Raw genomic sequence first — 20,793 nt, 5'->3', positions numbered from 1 at the left:
GGCGGTCCCGCGCCTTACCGAACCATCGATGGGTGAGTCAGTCACCATCGTCTGCGGAGTCGGAGAGCAGCCGGGCCTCCTCGATCTCGTTGATGTGCTGCTCGGCCCACTGGCGGATGGCGGCCATCGGTTCTTGCAGAGTTCGGCCGAGTGGTGTCAGACGATAGCTGACCGTCCGGTCGGCGAAGGACTCCCGGCTGACGAGGCCGTCTCGCTCCAAGCTGCGCAACGTCCGTGTGAGCATCTTCTCGCTGATGCCGTCGATCTGATCCCGCAGCTGCCCGAACCGGTGCGGGCCTGACGACAGGGCCCCGACCAGCAGAACGCTCCACTTGTCGGCGAGCCGGTCCAGTGCCTGGCGGGACGGGCACGCGGCACTGTACACGTTGGCCAAATGGCCATCCGCCAAGCGGGCGCGGGCAGGTCGGCGGCTGCCAGGACGCGGCCGAGGATGCGTTGCGCGCATGGCTCGATGCTAACCCGAGGAAAGCTCGTCGACCACGCGATCCAGCCGAGTACGGACTTGCAAGTGCGTACTTGCGGGAGCGATGACACTAACCGATGGTAAGCGATATCCCCTCAGGAAGGATGAGAAATGCTTAGTGCGGCACCGCGGAGCCAAGTCACCATCGGATCGACGACGATCACCTACCTGCCCGACGGCGAAGTTCACCTCGAGCCCTCGACGCTCTTCCCTTCTTCCGGTTCGGACGGGTGGGCCGCATATGCGCCCTACCTCGATCCGGACGGTCGGCTCCCAGTGAGCGTCGGTTCGTTCCTCGTCACCACGCCGACCCATCGAGTCCTGGTCGATCTCGGCCTCGGAGCGGTCGACTTCGAGGTGCCGGGGATGGGCTCGTTCACCGGTGGGGCGCTCCTCGACAGCCTTGCGGACGAAGGTGTTGACCCCGCCGAAATCGACACCGTGATCTTCACGCACCTCCACCACGACCACGTGGGATGGACGAGTGATCTCGCTCCGGCACCGGGCGTCGTCCACACCAGCCCGGCGAACGCTCTGACCTTTGGACGGGCTCGGCATCTGGTGGACCGAGACGAATGGAACTACTGGAACGGACAAGCCGAGGTGACCGGGCCGGACCCGGACGCCGTGCAGAAGCCGCTGAGCTCCGTGATTCAGTTCTTCGACCGCGCTGAGGATGTGGTCCCAGGCATCTCCGCCCTGCCGACCGCCGGGCATACGCCGGGCCACACCAGCCTGCTCGTGACCGACCCCGGGAGTGACGAGCGTGTTCTCATCCTGGGTGACGTCATGCACACCCAGGCTCAGGTCAGTGAAACCCACTGGAACTTCCTGCTCGATGTCGATGCCGAGCGAGGCACGTACGCCCGGGTGGCGCTGCTCGAGCAGTATCACGACGACCGCACTGTCGTCGCTGGGGGGCACTTCGCCGGCACAGTGTTTGGTCGCTTCCTGCCGCCGAGGAAGCAACATCGCTGGGCGACCCTCGCGAAGCTCTGATCAAGCGGGTGCCGGGCTGGGTCCGAACGGCCAGGTGCGCTCGGTCTTGGCGTAGACGAGGTAGGCGACCGCGCCGATGACGATCCAGCCCAGCGACAAGCCGATGGACAGCCAGTCGGCGGAGACGTAGATGTAGACCCAGCCGATGAGCGCGATGATCGTCGGCACCGGGTAGAGCCACTGCCGGTACGGCCGTTTCAGGTTCGGCTGACGGCGGCGGAGCACGACGATCGCGGCGACCTGGGCCAGCGACTGGATGATGACCAGGGTCGCGACCGCCGCGTTGATCACCGTGGTCAGGGTGAACAGCGAGCCGAGGATCGTGATGGCGCCCATGGTGAGCACGCCCGCGGTCGGCAGGTGCAGCTTCGGGTGCAGCTTGCCGAACACCGGGAGGAACACCTTGTCGCGCGCGGCTTCGAACGGCACACGGGAGCCGCCGAGCAGGCCGGCGAACACCGACCCGATGGCGGCGATGACGATCAGCACGGTGATGGTCTTGGCGACCCCGGTGCCCCACACCTGTTCCAGCACCGACGACGCGACCGACTTCGCGTCCTTCAGTTGGTCGAGGGGGATCGAGCCGAGCACGCCGACCTGCAGCAGGAAGTACAGGCCCATGATGCCGAGGATGGAGAAGATGATCGAGCGGGGCAGCGTGCGACCCGGGCTGCGCACTTCGCCGCCGAGGTAGGCGGAGGTGTTGTAGCCGAGGTAGTCGTAGATGGCGATGATCAGGCCGGCGCCGAGGCCGCCCCAGAACGTCCCGTCGCCGGAGGAGCTGAACGCGCCCGGGGTGAAGGCGAACGCCTGGGCCGCGCTGAAGTGGGAGAACGCCGCGACGATCGTCGTCAGCACCGCGGCGAGCATGATGACGAACAGGACCGTGGTGAGCTTCGAGATCTGGCCGATCTTGCGGAACAGCGCCAGGATGATCACCAGCGTGATGCCGACACCGATGATCTTGCCCAGCGGGGTCGTGCCCGCGTCGTCGGTGACGCCGGGGATCAGGTAGCCGAGGTACTGGACGAGCCCGATGATGCCGGTCGACATGATCAGCGGGATGAACAGCACCGCGCTCCAGACGAACAGGAACGGCATCAGCCGTCCGGTGCGGTACTGGAACGCTTCGCGCAGGTAGAGGTACGTGCCGCCGGCGCCCGGCATGGCGGCGCCGAGTTCGGCCCAGATGAGCCCGTCGGCCAGCGCGACGATCGCCCCGATGATCCAGCCGAACATCGCCTGCGGGCCGCCCATGGTGGCGACCATGGCGGGGATCGTGACGAACGGGCCGATCCCGCACATCTGGGTCATGTTGATCGCGGTGGCCTGCAGCGGACCGATCTTGCGCTCCAGCGCGGGCGGTTCCCCGGATCGAGTGGGTGAACTCACGACGTGCCTCCCTGTGGCGAGGAAGCTCCAACAAGGCCCTTTGTCCAGGCATGTTCAGACTGCGAAGTCGTTCCATGACGTCGCCGGACGGGTGACGGTTTGGTCAGTGCCATGTCGGGCGACAATACGCGATTTACTCGGCAAGGCTTCTGATCCAGAAAGATCGACAACGGGGTTCAGATATAACCAAAACGGCTTGTCGGTCCTGGTGGTATGCACGCAAACTATCCAACTGGACTGTCGGCGTCAGCGTCGGCCCCCAGTTCAGGAGTGGGGTAGGTTCGCCGGTTGTAAGCCGGTGTTGCTTAGGGGCTACAGGGCGCTGGTGCGCAATAGTGACTCGTGTATTGCCCTGAGTTGAGCCCCAGGTTGAATACCTAGTTCATCGACCATCATTGTGTACCCCTGGCGATAAGCGCGCAGCGCTCCAGGAATATTGCCAACCTGCGAAAGTGCAACCATCAACTGGCCCCGGAACGTCTCCCGGAGCGGGTTTTCATCAACAAGCGACATCAATGTAGGCACGATTGCTGCCGCGTTTCCTTGTGAGATGTGGGCAGCTGCACGCAGTTCTTCGATCGACAAGATTAACTCGTCAATCCTGGCGACCTCGATTGCCATGTACTCGCCGACTGCGCCGCCCAGAACTGGTCCCCGGCGTAGCTTCAGTGCGTGTTCGGCCAGAACGGCGGCGTCGGCCGTCTGATTCGCATCGTAAGCTTTTCTGGCCTTGTTCGAAACTGTGTTAAATTCGAGCAGATCGACCTGCGAATCTCCTGTTTCGAGTCGGTACCCAGGTGCCTGGGTGAAGATGTTGGGACCGTTGCGGCCCGTGTTCGCTCGCAGTATCTTTCGTAAAGTTGAAATATAAGTATGTATAAGTGCGGTAGCCGTGTTCGGAGCATGGTAGGGCCACAGTATGTGGATCAATCGCTCGGTCGACACGACATTTCCATTGGCCAGTAGAAGTGCAGCAAGCAGTGTTGTCGGCTTTGGTCCCCTGAGTGGCAATGATACGCCTTGATGCATGACTGCCACGGGTCCAAGCATTCTAAATTGCATGAAGTCCTCGGTGGTATCGGTCTGCAGGTGTCTCTGGGTAGTTTTTAACACATTGCAGGCGGCTTGAGAACAGTGGCGACGGCACGCATTTGGATATTCTTGAATTCTGACTATTTTGTTACCCGATAGCGGCTTCAGGCGGCAAAGATCAACTGAGGGAGGCGTTGATTGCGGCGGCGCCGGCGGCGCCGCTCGCGTTCCTGGCCGCCTTGCCGGGGCAGACTCTGCCTGCGGGTGCCCCGGCATTCGATGTTGTTCGGACCCCCAGCAGCAATGATGAATCCGTCTGACTCTTGACGAAGTCTTCGGCGATATTCGGTTTATTGTCGTGTCGTGGCGTCAATTGGCATAATTCAGCTGAGTGAGCGAGCCTGCCGCGTACCTGGGTTCTTGATATGTGCGGGTTCCATCCGCGGTGACGAGCTCGCCAAGAGGTTCGCGCCGAGCTTCGATACTCTGTGGACGGCCCCCGCAGTCCGGCGGACTGTGGTGATGAGCCCGGCATCGCGCAGCGCGCTCGCATGTTGTGATGCGCTGGCAAGTGATGTGTGAACTGCGTTGGCCAATTCGGTGGTATTCATCCCATAATTCATACTTATAGTCGACAAGATTGTCGCTCTGGTGCGTCCAATCAATTTCTCCAGCGACGGTGATGGAGTGCCGACGGAAGGGTCGGTGGAGAGCGTGTCGAACTTATGCTGAACCGGGTAAACAAGCATAGGTGTCGAGCGCGAGCGGACCAGGGTAACAGGTAGACGCCAGCAAAAAAAGGCCGGTATGAGGATCAGTCCGCGTCCTTGCAGGTGAAGGTCTTGATCGACAGGGTATGGAACGTGAAGCGTCCAGTTCCTCCAAGTCGAATTGGGAAACATCCTGCCTAACGCTCCTTCGACTCCTTCCGTGAGCAGGAGGTCGGCGACGTATGCCCTACTTGCTTGCGTGTGCGCCCGAACGGCATGCCAATATGGTTTGAGTGCGGTCACGTAGTAATTGTGGATGTTGTTGGTGAGAAGTGTCAGCATGTCTTTGTCGCCGCGGGCGACCGCTTGGGTCCAGGACGGAAGACTCGTTTCTTCGGCGAGTTTGCTGATGTCGGCTCGAAGGTGGTCGGCATCCGTGTTCACAATTTCAGTAAGTGCCGCTCCAAGGTCATGGGAGGCTGTCGTTGGCGTAAGGAAATCGGGTGAGTAGCCGTGAGGTCGCGCGAGCGTTGTCAGCATGGCCGTCGACGGCGGCAGTTTGACTGCAACTTCGCGACGCCAAGACTCGAAAAGTGGGCTTCCTCCTCTAGTTTGCAGTTGGTGTAGACTCAGTAGGACTTCCCACAGCGGTGCGGCTCCGGCGGCACCTGTATGCGACCGAGATCGTTTGCGGTGAAGTGAATGCGCAGCAATTGTGCTACCCCCAGTTTGTTGATATTCAGTTGAGTTGGCCACCCTGCGGTCCGATGCTGGTTCAGGCTTACCTCAAGCTCAAGCGACGCGTGCGCCTGCTCGCTAAGGAGGTGCTGTCACTCCCGACTAGGCGCGCGGCCGAGGTGCGCAACCGCCTCGAGCTCAACGGTATGGCCCGTCCGAGACCAGTCTGGAGCGATCCCGCGTAGCAGGTGTGTGCGTCCATGGCTGCCTCCTGTCTCCAACCTGTTCAAGTTAAGCGGCTTAACGAAAAAAGACAAGGTCAAGTTGGCAAACTTGCAGGTCAGGGGGTAGGCCTGCTGTAGCGGGTGTGCCTGCGCGACTTTACTGGTAAACTCGCTTGCTTATGGATGGTCGGCTTCATGACGAGTGAGATCCGGGTGCTCGACGCCCTGCTGGAACAGCGGTCGGCCACGCGGCCGGAGATCGCCGTGGCGACCAGTCTTTCGAAGCCGGCCGTATCGCAGGCGATCCGCAGGCTCGAGCAGGCCAGCCTCGTCCGGCCCGCCGGCGTCCGCCCGAGCGCCGGGCGGGGGCGGTCCGCGATCGCGTACGAACTGCAGCCGGAGACGGGCTGCGTCGCCGGTGTCGATCTCGGCGGGATGAACATTCGTATCCTGCTGGTCGGCCTCTGCGGCGAGCGCCTCGTCGGCGCAGTCGAGGCGACGAGGCCGGTGGGGGCGGCAGAAGTCGTCGATCAGGCGATCGCGCTCGTGGACCGGGTCAAGAGGGAGAACGGGTTCGAGCAGCTCCCGCTCCTGGCCCTCGGAGTTTCCACTCCAGGGGCGGTGAGTCCGTCGTCACACCGAGTCTCCTTGAGCTACAACCTCGGCCAGGACGACGAGTTCGACCTTGAATCGCTACTTCGACGGCGCGGTGTGAGCCTTCTGGCGCTGGACAACAACGTCAACTGCGCAGCTCAGGCCGAGCTGAGGCACGGCGGGACGGGGCCGGCGCCGACTTTCGCTTTCCTCTCCGCCGGTGCCGGCATCGGCATGGGGGTCGTGTGCGAGGGCAGGTTGTTGCGCGGCCGGCACGGCGCTGCGGGCGAGATCGCTTACATGCCTCTGGCGACCGACCCGTTCGCGCCCGAACATCGTCGCCGTGGCGCGCTCGAGGACGAAGCGTCCGCGGCCGGCATGCTGGATGCGGCGGCGCGTCGTACGGGTTGGCCGGACGGCTGTCCTCAGACCGTCGAGCGCCTGTTCGATCTTGCTGCATCAGGGGTACCTGCTGCGCGAGCGATAGTCGCTCGTGAAGCAAAACTCCTGGCCATGGCGATTTCCAGTGTCTGCACGGTAATCGATCCGGACTTGGTGGTCCTGGGAGGCGGCGTCGGCTCCAACCCGCTCCTGCTGACCGCCGTCGAGGAGTCGGTCGAGCTGTTGCTGCCTTACCCGCCGGAAATGCGGATAACGACACTCGGCGCCGAGGCCAGCGTCGTCGGCGCGGCGGAGCTGGCTTTGGAACTGGCGCACGGTGAGTTGCGGCGGCGGGCGACAGCTGGCTGATCGCGCCGCAACCGCTCGGAGGTCGTTCAGCTCATGATCTGTCCGGCTTCCTTGCGCCAGGTTCCCGGTGGCAACCCATGGGCTTTCTTGAACGCTGCGGAGAACGCGAACTCCGACGTATAGCCGATGGCGCGACCGACTTCGGAGATCGTCGTAGTCGAGGTGAGCAGGTGGTCTCGGGCGAGAGCCATTCGCCAGCTGTGCAGGTACGCCATCGGCGGCGAACCGATCGTCCGGGTAAATAAGGCGGAGAAGGCCGCACGCGAAAGCCCGACGACCTTGGCGAGGGTTGCCACGGTCCATGGATCGCCGGCGCGGGAGTGCATCACCTCGAGTGCAGTCGATATGGCAGGCTCGTCGAGAGCGCGAAACCACCCAGGTGGGTGGGTGGGCTTGTTCCTCAGGTGCTCGCGGAGCAGCTCGATGAGGACTACGTCGAGGAGCCGGTCGAGGATGGCCTGCCGGCCCGCGTCGTCTTGCTCAAGTTGACTCCGCAACAACGCCAATGCGTTGTTCAACGACGTGGCCGAACTCGCGTGGACGACGAGAACCGGCGGGAGCTGGTGGTTGATCGACTTCATCAGATCGCCTGTCCACCGGTAGGCGCCGCACAACAGCCGGGTTCGAGGTTGCTCCTCGGTGGGGGTGTGAGCTGCTTGGTGCGGCATGGTGGCTGCGGGAAAGAACGTCGATGCCTTGACCGGGACTGCCTTGTTTCCCCCGGAAAGTTGGTGCGGCACATCTGCGCGCACCAGGACAACGTCGCCACTGCGCAGGTGACAGGACCCTTCCGGTGAATCCAACGTCGCGGCGCCGTCGTCGATGACGTGGATTGCCAAGCCGGGCGCTTCGTCGAAGTCCAGGGCCCAAGGACCGGCGAACTCCGCTTTGCCGAACAAGGCCCTCCGGGCGCCTGCGCGCTCCAGCAGGTCGGTCAGGACGTCCACCCGGCAAGACTATCTCACAGCAATCACCGACGATCTCGCATTGCTCGCATTCCGCAGGTGAGATTGGCTCAAGTCATGAACGACACAGTGTTGATCCTGGGAGGCACCGGAAAGACCGGTCGCCTCGTCGCTGCGGAGCTGCGGCAGCTCGGCGAGTCCGTGCGGACCGCGGCTCGCTCGGGCGCGGACGTCGCGTTCGACTGGTACGACCCCGCCACCTACGCCGGTGCATTGCAGAACGTCAAGCGCGTCTACCTCGTTCCGCCCGCGCAGGACGTGGCCTTCGCCGACATCGTCGCCGGCTGGGTGGATACAGCCATCTCCCTCGGTGTGGCTCACGTGACGCTGTTGAGCGCTTTCGGCATCGATCGCGCTCCGGAGACGTCGCTTTGAGCGCAGTGGAACGGGACCTCGCAGGTCGCGCAGACCTGGGCTGGTCGGTACTGCGGCCGGCGCACTTCATGCAGAACTTCACTTCGGGTCCGCTGGCTACTCAAGTGCAAGCCGGGTCCTTGGAGCTGCCGGCGGGTAACGGCCGCGAAGCGTTCGTCGACACGCGCGATGTCGCTGTTGTCGCGGCCAGGACGGCGCACGACCCGGAACGCCACCGAGGCTGTGCGTACGATCTGACTGGGCCGGAATTCCTCTCGTACGCCGAAGCGATGGCGACGTTCAGCGCGACGACCGGTCATACGGTGGTTTACCGGCCAGTGACAGCCGACACCTTCCTCTCACAGCTTCTCAAGGCCGGCGCACCCCGACCGGTCGCCCAAATGTTGACGAGCCTTTTCGAGACCATTGCCGCTGGACACGGCGCTCGGCCGACCGACTCCGTCGCCGCGGTGACCGGCGTTGCGCCGCGCAGTCTGCGTGAGTTCGCGCGGGAGTCGGGCCCTGCCGGCGCCGGGTCACCGGTCGCGGTCACTCACGGCAACACTCTGTAAGGAACAGGTCGATCGCGCGACGGGCTCAGTCGCCGGAGCGAGCTCAGTGACCAAGTGGTCCAAATGCAGGGCGCGTGACTGGTCTACAGTGGAGCTGCGGTCGGGCTTAGCATCGAGGCGACGCCCCGAGTTGAACTCTCGCCGGGCTGCTGATCGCGAGGGCAGGCGCGACAGTCGCTCATCCATGCTCGGCAAAGGCTTGAAATATTCATCTTGCCAGGCCTCAGGCGACCTCATGTCATACTGTAGAAAGTGATCAAGTGATTCCTTCTCGGCTCAATGCTTCCCGGCGACCTTTTTGCATTCGCGGGTGGTTTCATGACTGACGAATTGCCTTACCCTGAGCTGGGAAGCGAATGGGCGAGCCTCCGCTTCCAGAAGGAGGAGGTGTTGCACCTGGACACCGCTGCCTGCGGCCGTACCAGTCATGCTGTCCAAGCTCGGGTTGCCACATACCTGGCTCATGAAGCGGAGGTGGGAGGGTATGTCGCCGAGGCTTCGATGGCCTCTGTCTTCAAGAACGGCCGGGCAGGTCTTGGTGCCCTCATCGGCTTCACCGCGGAAGACGTGGCGTTCACTGAGAGCGCATCGACTGCGTTCGTTCAACTGTTGGCATCCTGGCCGCTCGAAAAGGGCGACACGGTTTGGGCGTTGCGCTCGGACTGGGGGCCGAGTCTGGCGGCTCTGATCGACCGCGGCCTACGGGTTGAGTTGCTCGATGTCGACTCTCGCGGTGTCCTCGACGTCGATGCTCTCGAACGTCGGCTACGCCACAGCAGGCCGGCACTGCTTCACATGACAGCGGCGTTGTCTCACCGCGCTGTTCTGCAGCCGATCACCGAGTGCCTGGTGGCGTGCTCGAGCCGGGAGGTTCCGGTGATCTTGGATGTGGCACAAGCGGCTGGACAGTTCGCTGTGCCGGAGGGGGTCGCGGCGGTCTACGGAACCGGACGGAAGTTCCTGTGTGGACCTCGAGGGGTTGGTTACCTGGCGGTGTCGAAGGTGTGGCAACCCGCACTGCATCCCCGGGCTCCGGCGCTTGTCGTGGAAGCTTGGCCGGGTGAAGATCGTCTGGTTCGCCGCTTGGAGAGCCGCGAGGCTTTCATTGGAGGACGAGCAGGCCTCGCGGTGGCTCTTGGGGAGTTCCACGAGATGGGGGCAGGCCGGATACGTGCGCGTCTCGATGCCATCGGCCGCGCCGGCCGTCGCGTGCTCGGGAACGTACCCGGATGGTCGGCTTGCGATCCCGTTGGAGCTCCCGGAGCAATCATCTCGCTAGAGGTCGCCTCGGACTATGTCGACCTCGCCGTCGTTCGCGCGAAACTGCTTCGTCAGAAGGTGGTCTCTCGGTAGCGGGCCGGGAGCGGGCGCCGCACCACATGACAAGGCCATTGCTGCGCTTCAGCCCGCACATTGATGTGACTTTGGACGATCTTTGACGTCTCTGAGCACGTTGCCAGCTGTCTGAAAGCGGCAAGCCAGTAAGGGTGCTGGCTCGGGCAGTGCGACACGCGGGCTCGAGTTCCCATCCGCTTGTCCGCGATGGCTCGATGCGCTGCTGTCGATGTCTCCGGCCTGATCAGGATCAAGCCGGAGACATCGACTGTCCCGACTATCGGGAATGAAGCTACATGTAGCCTATACGGCTACGCATCACGATTACGCATGTTTACTCCTTCTCTCAAACGGCTATTTGCGCGCGCCGATCCCTTAGTGGTTCGCCGAGTGCCCGTTGAAGAGAAGATAGTCGGCGCAGATGTCGCAGTGCCTTGACTTTCACCTATTCCCTAAGCAGTTCGAGCGTCTTGTTGGAAGCGTGCCTTTTCTTCTGTCAGCAGGCTTGCGCCCAGCCTTGTCAGCCTGTGGATGGCTCCGGCGGGCTCGCGCGCCGTGGTGATGAGCCCCGCTTCGCGCAAGACGGTGGTATGTTGCGAAGCGCTCGCGAGCGAGGTGTAAACGGCTGCTGCGACCTCGGTGGTGTTCATTCCGGCGTGCGCTCCGATTGTGGAGAGGATGATTGCCCTGGTGCGCCCGATGAGCTTCTCTAGATATGAAGGCGTCATCGGCTGCCGGGCACCCGTACTCAACCAGCTCGGGTCGTGTGCCACGGGATACACCAGGACGGGAGTGGACCGCGGGTTCGCCAACGTGATGGGTGTGCGCCAGCAGAAGAACGAGGGAATCAATATTAACCCACGGCCATCGAGTCCAATCTCGTGTTCTTCTGGGTAAGATACGTGCAGAATCTGATCGCCGCGCACAATGAATCAGGAAAAAGGCTACCAATGGCTTTTTCGGTGCCGCCCAGTAAAATCGTCTCGGCGACCTGCATCCAACTTGCCTGGACTTGTGTCCGGATCACGGGCCAATATGGCTGCAGTGCGACTGAGTAGTACTGAAGAATATTGTCAACCAGCAGCTCGAGCACGTTAGAATTTTCGTCCGATATTGCGTGTGCCCAGGGAGGAAGCGCCGCTTCGGTCGCGAGCCGGTCGATGTCCGCGCGGATTTCGACAGGATCTGTGTGTGCGAGCGCATCCAGTGCGGAGTGCAGGTCGGGTGTCGTTGTGGGCGGTGTCAGAAAATCCGGGAATATCCTGTCGGGCGAGCCAACGTTGTCAACATCTTCACCGAAGGTGAGAGTCGCGTCCTTGTTGCTCGACGCCATTCTCCGAAGGAGGAGGCCGCATCTTGGGTCTGCAGCATGTGCAGGCTCAGGAGAACCTCCCACAGCGGCTGCGGCTCTTGCAGTACTCGTATACGCGCGAAGTCTCGGGCGCTGAAGCTGATACGCAACATGTTGATTCTGGTTCCGTGTGATCTGATCGGCAAGGGCCGGTCATCATGGATCTGATCCAATGGACTTGGAAGCTGCGGCGGTACGGCCGCGTCGACGGCTGATGACCCAGATCAAGCCTCCGATCGCGCAGATTGCGAGCTCGGCTGCCACGACGGCGGGCCAGCTGCCGGCGCTGTGGATGGGGGCGGCAAGGCCGCCGCCAACTGTTCCACCGAAGAAACTGGCGGTCATGTAGGCGGTGGATGCCCTGGATCGGGCCGCCGGGGTGTAGGTGAGCAGGCTCGCCTGGTTGAGAATGTGAATTCCCTGCGTTGCCGCGCTGCAGAGCGCGACCCCGACGAGGAGCGGTATCAGGTGCGTGCCGTCGGTTGTCAGGGCCAAAGCTGTTGCCGCCAGTGCGAGGAGGATGCCGGTCGCGCGGTGGGTGTGCCCCCGGTCGTGGAGCCGCCCTAGTTGGTGCGCCATGAGGGCGCCGACGGCACCCAGCAGACCGTGCAGCCCGATCGTCCCCGTCGAGTATTCGTACGGTTTCGCGTACAGCAGCAACGGCAGAGCGGACCACAGCAGTTGGATGGAGGCGAACGCGACGAGGCCGAGCGCCATCCGCCACCGGAGGAACGGCTCACGTCGGATCAGCCCGGCGATCGAGCCGAGCAACGGTAAGTAGGTCGTCGTGGCGGAGGTCGGGTGCAGTGGAAGCCGCCTGTGCAGCACCGTCGCCAGACCGGCGATCAGCACCGCGGAGCCGCCGTAGACGGCTCGCCAGCCAGCCACCTCCTCGACTGCGCCTGCGATGGTGCGAGCCAGCAGGATGCCGGTGAGGAGTCCGGTCATGAGCTTGCCGACCACCGCGCCGGCTTGGTCGTGGCGCGCGAGCGCGGTCGCGAGGACGATGATCATACTGATGGCGGAAGCGGCCAAGCCGGCGGCAGTCAGCGCGGCCAGCAGCAGCCACACCGCAGGAGCCAGCGCTGCCACCAGGAGTGCCGTGGCGTTGAGGACGAGCAGGCCGACGATCAACGGCCGTGTTGCTCGCAAGTCTCCCAGCGGCACCACGAAGACGAGGCCGATCGCGTAACCCAGCTGGGGAATACGACCGAGAGTCCGGCGACTCCTGCCGGTATGCGGAATGAAGCCGCCAGTTCGGGCAGCAGGGGCTGGCCATAGTAGAGATCGGCGACGATCAAGCCGCAGGCTACTGCCAGCACCGAGGTCAGGCCACGGGGAAGGCCGGGCGCGCTCGTTCGCGGTTCGGCGTCCATGTCGCTACGCTAGAGACGGCCTGTCCAAAAGTTTGGACCAGTTACCCGTGCAGAAGATGGACCACTTCCATGTCAACCGCTGACGCCCCGAGCTTGGAGCTCTTGCTCGACCTGCCCGGTTGGGGGAGCCGCCGCCGCGCACTGGAAGAAGCGTTGCGGTCAGCGGTCCGAGACGGCCGGCTCCCGGCCGGAATGCGGCTGCCGTCCAGCCGCGACTTGGCTGCCCAGCTCGGCGTGTCCCGGGGCACGGTGACCGCTGCCTACGAACAGCTAATCGCCGAGGGATGGCTCGCCAGTCGGCAAGGCTCCGCCACCCGCGTAGCCGACGGAACCATGGCACGGTCGGCTGCGGGCTTCCGGGTGCACGCGTGGCCCGGCGAACCCGAACACGACCTCAGGCCGGGACGTCCCGATCCGCGCGCCTTCCCGCGCGAGCTGTGGGCACGCGCCGTCCGCCACACTCTGCGCGAGGCGCCGGAGGAGGCCTTCGGTTTCGGCGATCCGCGTGGCCGCATCGAGCTGCGCACCACGCTGGCGGCCTGCCTCGGCCGGGCACGAGGCATCCGGATCGACCCGGCCCAGTTGGTCATCTGCTCGGGATACACCCAAGCGCTCGGACTGCTCGGCGAAACGTTCGCCGAAGTCGGTGTCCGGACGGCTGGAATGGAAGACCCCGCTGTCCCAGACCACGTCCGCCAGCTCGACACGCATGTGAATGTGGTCGATGTTCCTCTTGACGACGATGGCTTGCGGGTGGACGTCCTCGACGCTGTGGACGCGGAAGTGGCGGTGTGCACTCCCACCCATCAGTTCCCGCTCGGTACGCACATGTCGGCACGACGCCGACACGAACTGCTGGCGTGGGCCGACCGCAACCTCGGCTGGATCGTGGAGGACGACTACGATGGCGAGTTCCGATACGACCGCCAGCCCATCGCCGCGCTGCAAAGCCGTCGCCCGGGGCGCGTCATCTACGTCGGCTCGACCAGCAAGACCCTCGGTCCGGCAGTGCGACTGGGCTGGATCGCCTGTCCGGCGCCATTGCTCGAGTCGTTGGTCGAAGCCAAACGCCGCGCCCGGCCCACGAGCCCGCTCGACCAGTTGGCGCTGGCCAGGATGATCGAGGTCGGCGACTACGACCGTCACCTTCGTAAAGTGCGCCGCGGCTACCGGGAAAGGCGTGACGTCCTCGTCGAGGCTATGCGCTCGCGCCTGACGGGGACCGAGGTCCGGGGCATCGAGGCAGGGCTGCACGCGCTCGTGCAGTTGCCTCCGGGCGTTGCCGAGGACACGGCCAGGGTCGCCTTGCGGAAGGCCTCCGTGGGTGTTCATACACTCAGCTCTTACCTTCGCAGCGACGACGGCCGGCACGCGGCTTCTTTGGTCGTCGGCTACGCGGCGCCGCCGGCCCACGCGTACGCCGCGGCGATTGACGCGTTGGTGCGCGTAGTCGGTGGCTTGCCGCGGCAGTGACCGCCCTCGAAGACCGGCTTCAGCGGACAGTGAATCTGTTGACGCACCGACGATGGCCTGATCATGCTGTTCGAGCAAATACCTTCCAGTCCTTGTCGTGACACGGCCACGCGGCGACGGGCTGCAGCAATCGGTCGTCCGCGGACAAGAACCGAGCACGGATTGAGGACGCATGCTCAAACGCGTGTTGACGTTCGTGGGGGTGGTCGTCTTGACCTGCCTCACATTGTTTCCACCGGCCGCCTCGGCGGCATCCAGGCCGCCGTCCGGTCTTCGTGGAGTTCCGATACCGGCACTGGCTTGGGCTCCCTGCGACACCAGTGGTGACGGCTACGAGTGCGCGATCGCGCAGGTGCCATTGGACTACCGGAACCCCGGCGGCCGGAAAATCGCGCTTTCCGTGATCCGCAAGCCGGCGACCGATCCCGCACACCGGATCGGATCACTGTTCACCAGTCCCGGTGGGCCCGGCCTGGAGGCGTTCTATTCCGTCCGCGACCTGGGAAGCAGCGCGCCGCAGGTACTGCGGGAGCGGTACGACATCGTCGGCTTTGACCCGCGCGGTGTAGGCGGGAGCGCGCGGGTGACTTGCGTTTCGCAGCCGGTGTATTCCAAGCAGTGGGCCGCGTCCACCGGACGGCCGTCGTCCGGCGGGTTCGAGCGAGCCATCGCGTTCGGCAAGCAGTTCAACGACGGTTGCGTCCTCAGCGATGCGGAACTCCTCCCGTACATGGGAACTGAGTTCGCCGCGCGGGACATGGATCTCCTGCGAGCCGCGATGGGCGATGAAAGACTGAATTTCTTCGGCTTCTCCTACGGCACCTATCTCGGTACGGTCTACGCGAATCTGTTTCCCGAGCGGGTCAGGGTACTTGCTCTGGACGGTGGCATCGAACCCGACTCCTACACCAATGATCCCTATCGGAACAACTACGACCAATATGTCGCTGCGGATGCGTCACTCACCCGGTTCCTCACCTGGTGCTTGAAGTCGCCGACGCAGTGCGCGTTCGGCGGTGGTCACCCCGTGGAAGCCTTCCGTGTCCTGCAAGCGAGCCTGGACGCCGATCCGGTCCGTGCCTCGGACGGACGGGTGATCGCCACCGGGGCTCTGTTCAGTTTCTGGGTTTCCCAGGAACTCGGCGGCGGCCGCGCGAATTGGCCGATGCTGGCGGGCTACTTACAGGAGGTAGCCACCAAACGCAGCGGCTGGCTGGTGCGCGAAATCTCTCCGGGCTACACCACCTATATGAACAACAACGCGGTCATCGAATGCGGTGACCGCCGGTTCCCGCGGGATACGGCTTTGCTGCGGTCGAACGTGTCGATCGCAGTGGCGGCCGCTCCACTTCTGGGACCGGCGCTCGCCTACGGGCCGCCGAGCTATGACCAGGGCAACGCCCAGTCCTGCGCGCAATGGCCGGCCGAACGTCTGTCCAGCTACAGTGGCCCATGGTCGGCCCCGGGCGTCGCCCCGGTTCTGGTGGTGGGCACGACCAACGATCCGGACGTGCCGTACCAGCACGCAGTGAAGCTTTCACGGACGCTGCAGAACGCCCGCTTGCTCACGTTCCAGGGCGAAACGCACACAACCTGGTTCTACAGCGAGTGTTCGAAGGCGTACATCACCCGGTATCTGGTCGACGGCACACTTCCCCCGCCCAATTCGGTGTGTGCCGACGAGGCGCTCCCGGCCGGAACCTGAGCGACGCGGCAGCCGACAACCTGGACAAAGGAGAACGACATCATTCGGAAGAGTACGCGGGCCGGTGCGGGCCTAGCGATCGTGAGTCTGCTGAGCGCGTTGTTCACCGGAACGGCGAATGCCGAGGCCACCCCCGGTGCCCCCGGGGTTGGCGACCCGCTCTACAAATGGGCAGGCAACGGCGGCTACACCGTCGACCACTACGACATCGACCTCCGTTACCAGCCGGCCACCGACGAACTGACCGGGCGGACGACGATCCGGGCCAGCACGACGCAGGATCTCTCGCAGTTCGACCTGGACTTCGCCCTGAAGGTCACTTCGGTCCAGGTCAACGGCGCCCCGGCGACATTCGGACCCCACCCGGAAAACCAGACGGAGCTCGTCGTCACTCCGAGTACGCCCGTCGCGGCCCACCAGCAGATGGTCGTCGTCGTCGAGTACGCCGACGTTCCGTCCCAGGTGCGGTTGGACGGTGTTCAGGTCTGGTACCACACTGAGACAGGAGCCATCGCAACGGGACAACCGCGGCTGTGCAGGGCGTGGTACCCGTGCAATGATCATCCCTCGGACAAGGCAACCTACGCTGTGTCGGCCACCGTGCCGAACGGCAACACCGTGGTCTCCAACGGCGCTCTCGTCAGCCGCACGCAGCCGGTGCCCGGCTGGACGACGTGGCGGTGGAAGGCCGAGGAGCCGATGGTCAGTTACCTGGCGTTCATCGCGCTCGGGCGGTTCGAGCTGGACGCGGGCGTTACCCAGCGGGGCTTGCAGTACTACAACGCCTACGACCCGGCATTGGGTACGTCGTTGCCGACCGCGAAATCCACCATTGAGCGCACGCCCGAAATTGCCGATTTCTTGTCCACGCAGTTCGGGCCGTATCCATTCAGCTCGATCGGCGGGGTCGCCACCAATGCGTGGGGGTCGGCGATCGAGCACCAGACGCGCCCGGTCTACGGCAATCAGTTCTGGCAGGACAAGGATCCGTCGGTGGTGGTTGCGCACGAGGTCGCGCACCAGTGGTTCGGCGACTCGGTGTCGCTTCAGGACTGGACGAACATGTGGCTCAACGAAGGCTTCGCGACCTACGCGGAATGGCTGTGGACCGAGCGCGAAGGCGGTGCCACCGTTGCGGAGCTTGCCGACGCGTTCTACGCGAGATATTCCGAGGAGGACACCTTCTGGGATCTCGTGCTCTGGCCGGGCACCCGACTGTTTCAGCCCGCCGTGTACGAGCGTGGTGCCATGACTCTCCAGGCTCTGCGCACCGAGGTGGGAGACTTGGCCTTCTTCCGGATCTTGAAGGGATATCACCAGAAGTTCCAGGGCGGTCAGACCACGACGGCGGGTTTCCTCGAGTTCGCCGAGCAGATTTCCGGACGGCAGCTGGACTCTCTCTTCAAGACGTGGCTGGTCGACCCCGCCAAGCCGCCGGTCGGGCCCAATGGGACGGTGGCAGCCAACGGCTCGGCGCTGTCCGAGGTCGCTGAGCTGAGCAAGCTGCACAGCCGCCTGGCGGCGCAGTCGCGATAGCGGCAAGTTCGGGGGTCCGGAAAGCCGCCGGTCCCCCGAACCGAGCCGGGCCGGGGGCCGCTCAGCAGACGGCCTCCCACTTTCGCCGGTATCCGTCTGTCCAGACCAGCACCGGTCATCGACGCTGCTCAAGCCGGTTCGAGATCACTCTGGCGACTACCTTGCCCGGCGTCGCATCGTCGTTTACGCTCATCGGGTCAACAGACGACGCGGACCGCGCGGTCGTTGCCGAGTTCGAACTCGCTCACGCCGTCCTCCAATCCGGTCGTCTCCCTTGACAGGCGTCGCGTCAGCGCCGCCGCGCGCAAGCGTCAAGGGAGATGCTGTGTCCATCCACGTGCGTGGCGATTCCGTCCCCGAAGAGATCGCCGACATGGGCGACGCCACATTCACGACGAAGGCTGTGTTCGGGAACTCTTCGTCCTTGATGATCGCCACCCGGCCCGCCGGTTACCACTCCCGTCCGCATCGACACGATTGTGAACAGCTCAACTGGCTCCGCGACGGCGAACTTTGGGTGTTCGTGGAGGACCGTGCCTTCCACCTGCGCGCCGGTGACTTCTTGCGCATCCCGGCCGGGCGGATCCACTGGTCTTGGAACAAGGCGGACCTGCCGTGCACGCTGCTGGAGGTCCACACACCGGGGCTCCAGGACGACCCGTTGATCAAGCGGTTCGCCGTGGGCTTGCACGACCCCGGCGAAACGCCGGAGTTCCTGGGATCGCCGGTCAACGAGTTCCTGGCCCCGGACGATCCGTTCGACGCATCGATCGCCGAACGGCGGGCCGGCTGATGGCCGCCACCACAGGCCGGTATCGCTGGGTCGTCGTGTGCGTACTGTGGCTGACTCTGCTCGTGTCCTACCTCGATCGGGTCATCCTCGGTTCGGCCTTGCCGTTCATCTCCCGCGACCTGGGGCTCTCGCCGTCAATGGCAGGCGTCGTATCCGGTGCGTTGTTCCTTAGCTACACGCTGGTTCAGGTGCCGGCCGGGGCGCTGTCCGATCGCTTCGGCCAGCGGCGTGTCATTGCCATAGCCATCGCTTGGTGGACCGTGTTCAGCGTTCTCACGGGTGTGGTCGCCGGGAGCATCGCCGCCCTGCTGGTCGTCCGGTTCCTCATGGGAGCGGGTGAAGGGTTCCACGCACCGCCGCTGTGGCGCGTACTGTCCAACTGGTTCACGCCAGGGCGAAGGTCCCTGCCCCTCGCGCTCATGTTGAGCGCGCTGACCCTCGGTCCGGCAGTGGCTCCGTCGATCGCCTTTCCGCTGATCACCGCGTGGGGCTGGCGCTCGGTCTTCTACGCGACGCTGGTGCCGGGTTTGCTGTGCGTGGTCGTCGTGGTGCTGTTCCTCCGTGACGCCCCCGGCCACAAGAACCTTGTCGTTAGGCCGGAACCCGCAGCCGTCCGAGAGCGGCGCAATTGGTGGCTGCCACACATCTGGCTGACCTTTGCCGCCTTCTTCTGCTTCGGATTCGTGCTCTACGGTCTGATGACCTGGCTGCCGACCTACCTGCTCACCTACCGCGGGCTGAACCTCGCCCGGACCGGGGTGTTCTCGACGTTGCCGTTCCTGGCCGGAACCGTGGGCATGCTCCTCGGCGCGTGGCTGTGCGAGCGACGGTTCAACAAGGTGCGACGCCAGTTCGTCGCCGTCACCTACTTGCTCACCGCCGTGTGCATCACGCTCACCGTCATCGCTCCGAACGCCACCGTGTCCGGGATCTTCCTGACGGTTGCCGGGTTATTCTTGTACTCGGGGCTCGGCCCGTTCTGGTCGGTGCCGATGGACGTCGTCCGGCCGCACGAGGTGGGGACCTGGCTCGGATTCATCAACATGGGCACCCAGCTCGCCGGCTTGCTGGGCCCCGTTCTGATCGGCTGGCTGGTGCAGAGCAGCGGCTCCTTCACCCTCGTCTTCGCGGCGATGGTCACCGCCATGGTGCTCGGCGCGGGCTGCCTGTTCCGGGCGAAGTCGAGTCGTCCGGCGGCTGACCGTGTCGCCGATCGGGTGAGGGCGTCCCGATGACGACGCGGATCGCGCACACGGCTTCTGCTCACTGGCATACTTCGGCGATGAATCTGCCCGAAGGCCTGATCGTCGTCGGCTACGCCAAGGTATCTGCGGCGTCAGCAGCCCACAATACTCATCGGCTGTTCTCCCTTTGCCTGCTGGTCGATCCCGGTACTGGGAGAGTGCTCGCAGCCGACGCGACTGCCGAGACCACAGTGGTCAGGCGCTGGGTCGCCGACTTGCTGCTCGGCGCCGACCTCACAGCGGACCCCGCTCCCTTGCTCGCCACCGTCGAGCGCAACTATCTCGGTCAAGGCGCGGGCGCGATCCGACAGGCGATCACGGATGCTTGGCGTCGTTATGCTCGGCACCGGGAGGAATGAATGACCTATACGATTCACCGGTTGAACTTCGGATCCGTTTTCATCGACGAGTCCATGCGCCTTCGTGGAATTCAGCCGGGAAACCGGATCGCCGTCCCAGCTCAGGGGTTCCTGCTCGTAGGCCCCCACGGGCCGATCCTCGTCGACGCGGGGTACCGGGATCCGTCGGTGCTGGGTGCCGGCGGAGAAATCGGGCCCGGGCAGGGCTTCGAGGAACAACTGGCGGCGCATGGGATCACGCCCGCCGATTTGACGTGCGTGATCATGACCCACCTGCACCGCGACCACGCCGGCCACCTGCACCGCGTCCCGATGACGGTCCCCGTGGTGCTCAACCGGAGTGAACTCGGCGGTGCCTGCACTGGGATTCAAGGCCGCGCGTACGCCAAGGACGACCTGCACCACCTGATCGATCGGCTGTACACGCCGGGAGCTTTGCGATTCCTCGACTTGGAGTACGGCGCCACCGACGAAGATCTGTGGCCCGGTATCACTTGCCGGCTCTCGGGTGGGCACACTCCGGGTTCGATCGCCGTGGTCGTCGACACCGCTGAAGGCCAGGCGTACCTGTGCGGAGACCTCTTCTACGATGCCGAAGGGGCGCTGCGCAGTCAGCCCCGAGACGGCTTCGTCGCAGGCGTGCAGCCGACCTACCTCGTTCCGGACGATCCCGCGCTGAGCAACAACTTCACGACCTCCGTCCGGCAGGAAATGGCCGCGGTCAAGGCGGCGCGGCGATATCGCTTCGTGCTCCCCGCTCACGACGATCCCGGTGTGCTCGAGCACGGCCGTTACGTCGGCCGGATCCTGGGCGACATCATTCCTGGTCAGATCACGCCGACACCGTAAGAAGCTTCTGTCACCGAA

Annotated in this window: 20 protein-coding genes; 12 read left to right on the top strand and 8 right to left on the bottom strand. The window is 64.3% G+C overall.

What is annotated here, in order from left to right; translation table 11 throughout:
* Window positions 1–37 precede the first annotated feature (37 nt).
* The gene (locus ACFPLC_RS00230; RefSeq protein WP_378208265.1) at window positions 38–385 is read right to left on the bottom strand and encodes a winged helix-turn-helix transcriptional regulator; all 348 of its coding nucleotides are present in this window, start codon (window positions 383–385) and stop codon (window positions 38–40) included.
* A gap of 210 nt (window positions 386–595) precedes the next feature.
* Between ACFPLC_RS00230 and ACFPLC_RS00225 the strand changes: the two genes are divergently transcribed.
* Entirely contained in the window at window positions 596–1,483 is an 888-nt protein-coding gene (locus tag ACFPLC_RS00225) for an MBL fold metallo-hydrolase (RefSeq protein WP_378208259.1), read from the top strand.
* Here the strand turns inward: ACFPLC_RS00225 and ACFPLC_RS00220 are convergent, their stop codons facing one another.
* From ACFPLC_RS00220 to ACFPLC_RS00210, 3 genes are all read right to left on the bottom strand, one after another.
* Window positions 1,484–2,875, bottom strand: coding sequence for an APC family permease (locus tag ACFPLC_RS00220; protein WP_378235639.1), 1,392 nt, complete (start codon window positions 2,873–2,875; stop codon window positions 1,484–1,486). It lies immediately after the preceding gene.
* Between the two features lie 312 nt (window positions 2,876–3,187).
* Window positions 3,188–3,904 carry an AfsR/SARP family transcriptional regulator gene (locus ACFPLC_RS00215; protein WP_378207810.1) on the bottom strand — a complete coding sequence of 239 codons (717 nt, stop codon included), beginning with the start codon at window positions 3,902–3,904 and terminating at the stop codon, window positions 3,188–3,190.
* A gap of 386 nt (window positions 3,905–4,290) precedes the next feature.
* Window positions 4,291–5,061, bottom strand: a complete 771-nt coding sequence (locus tag ACFPLC_RS00210; RefSeq protein WP_378235638.1) for an ArsR/SmtB family transcription factor — start codon at window positions 5,059–5,061, stop codon at window positions 4,291–4,293.
* A 641-nt stretch (window positions 5,062–5,702) separates the two neighbouring features.
* Here ACFPLC_RS00210 and ACFPLC_RS00205 point away from each other — a divergent pair.
* Window positions 5,703–6,863 (top strand): ROK family transcriptional regulator, encoded by a 1,161-nt coding sequence (locus ACFPLC_RS00205; RefSeq protein ID WP_378235637.1) that lies wholly within the window; start codon window positions 5,703–5,705, stop codon window positions 6,861–6,863.
* Between the two features lie 26 nt (window positions 6,864–6,889).
* Here ACFPLC_RS00205 and ACFPLC_RS00200 read toward each other — a convergent pair whose 3' ends face one another.
* A complete protein-coding gene (locus ACFPLC_RS00200; protein ID WP_378207799.1) occupies window positions 6,890–7,810 on the bottom strand; it encodes an AraC family transcriptional regulator in 921 nt (306 codons plus the stop codon).
* A 75-nt stretch (window positions 7,811–7,885) separates the two neighbouring features.
* On the opposite strand from ACFPLC_RS00200, the gene ACFPLC_RS00195 reads away from it, so the two are divergent.
* The 3 genes from ACFPLC_RS00195 to ACFPLC_RS00185 all read left to right on the top strand — a co-directional run bounded on the left by ACFPLC_RS00195 (window position 7,886) and on the right by ACFPLC_RS00185 (window position 10,107).
* A complete protein-coding gene (locus tag ACFPLC_RS00195; RefSeq protein WP_378235636.1) occupies window positions 7,886–8,203 on the top strand; it encodes an SDR family oxidoreductase in 318 nt (105 codons plus the stop codon).
* A gap of 5 nt (window positions 8,204–8,208) precedes the next feature.
* A complete protein-coding gene (locus tag ACFPLC_RS00190; RefSeq protein WP_378235635.1) occupies window positions 8,209–8,754 on the top strand; it encodes an NmrA family NAD(P)-binding protein in 546 nt (181 codons plus the stop codon).
* Window positions 8,755–9,072: 318 nt separating this feature from the next.
* The gene (locus tag ACFPLC_RS00185) at window positions 9,073–10,107 is read left to right on the top strand and encodes an aminotransferase class V-fold PLP-dependent enzyme (protein ID WP_378235633.1); all 1,035 of its coding nucleotides are present in this window, start codon (window positions 9,073–9,075) and stop codon (window positions 10,105–10,107) included.
* Between the two features lie 434 nt (window positions 10,108–10,541).
* On the opposite strand, the gene ACFPLC_RS00180 is transcribed toward ACFPLC_RS00185, so the two are convergent.
* From ACFPLC_RS00180 to ACFPLC_RS00170, 3 genes are all read right to left on the bottom strand, one after another.
* The gene (locus tag ACFPLC_RS00180; protein WP_378235632.1) at window positions 10,542–10,739 is read right to left on the bottom strand and encodes a hypothetical protein; all 198 of its coding nucleotides are present in this window, start codon (window positions 10,737–10,739) and stop codon (window positions 10,542–10,544) included.
* 203 nt (window positions 10,740–10,942) lie between these two features.
* Complete coding sequence (locus ACFPLC_RS00175) at window positions 10,943–11,422, bottom strand: hypothetical protein (protein WP_378235631.1); 480 nt, start codon at window positions 11,420–11,422, stop codon at window positions 10,943–10,945.
* Between the two features lie 174 nt (window positions 11,423–11,596).
* Window positions 11,597–12,637, bottom strand: coding sequence for an MFS transporter (locus ACFPLC_RS00170; RefSeq protein WP_378236261.1), 1,041 nt, complete (start codon window positions 12,635–12,637; stop codon window positions 11,597–11,599).
* A 281-nt stretch (window positions 12,638–12,918) separates the two neighbouring features.
* On the opposite strand from ACFPLC_RS00170, the gene pdxR reads away from it, so the two are divergent.
* The 7 genes from pdxR (at window position 12,919) to ACFPLC_RS00135 (ending at window position 20,775) form a co-directional block, all read left to right on the top strand.
* Window positions 12,919–14,289, top strand: coding sequence for a MocR-like pyridoxine biosynthesis transcription factor PdxR (gene pdxR, locus ACFPLC_RS00165; RefSeq protein ID WP_378207784.1), 1,371 nt, complete (start codon window positions 12,919–12,921; stop codon window positions 14,287–14,289).
* 172 nt (window positions 14,290–14,461) lie between these two features.
* Complete coding sequence (locus tag ACFPLC_RS00160) at window positions 14,462–15,994, top strand: alpha/beta hydrolase (RefSeq protein WP_378235630.1); 1,533 nt, start codon at window positions 14,462–14,464, stop codon at window positions 15,992–15,994.
* A gap of 81 nt (window positions 15,995–16,075) precedes the next feature.
* Window positions 16,076–17,530 (top strand): M1 family metallopeptidase, encoded by a 1,455-nt coding sequence (locus ACFPLC_RS00155; RefSeq protein WP_378207778.1) that lies wholly within the window; start codon window positions 16,076–16,078, stop codon window positions 17,528–17,530.
* A 325-nt stretch (window positions 17,531–17,855) separates the two neighbouring features.
* Window positions 17,856–18,323: a cupin domain-containing protein gene (locus ACFPLC_RS00150; RefSeq protein WP_378235629.1), complete on the top strand. Its 468-nt coding sequence runs from the start codon at window positions 17,856–17,858 to the stop codon at window positions 18,321–18,323.
* Entirely contained in the window at window positions 18,323–19,558 is a 1,236-nt protein-coding gene (locus ACFPLC_RS00145) for an MFS transporter (protein WP_378207772.1), read from the top strand. Before ACFPLC_RS00150 ends, ACFPLC_RS00145 begins: the two co-directional genes overlap by 1 nt.
* Window positions 19,555–19,926 (top strand): DUF3870 domain-containing protein, encoded by a 372-nt coding sequence (locus ACFPLC_RS00140; RefSeq protein WP_378207769.1) that lies wholly within the window; start codon window positions 19,555–19,557, stop codon window positions 19,924–19,926. Before ACFPLC_RS00145 ends, ACFPLC_RS00140 begins: the two co-directional genes overlap by 4 nt.
* A complete protein-coding gene (locus ACFPLC_RS00135) occupies window positions 19,927–20,775 on the top strand; it encodes an MBL fold metallo-hydrolase (protein ID WP_378207766.1) in 849 nt (282 codons plus the stop codon).
* The last annotated feature ends 18 nt before the right edge of the window (window positions 20,776–20,793 follow it).

This window comes from Amycolatopsis plumensis, from assembly GCF_042652605.1.
In the GTDB taxonomy this organism is placed as follows: Bacteria; Actinomycetota; Actinomycetes; order Mycobacteriales; family Pseudonocardiaceae; genus Amycolatopsis; species Amycolatopsis plumensis.
The sequence above is the reverse complement of the archived record's forward strand: the minus strand, read 5'-3'. Positions and strand labels throughout refer to the sequence as shown.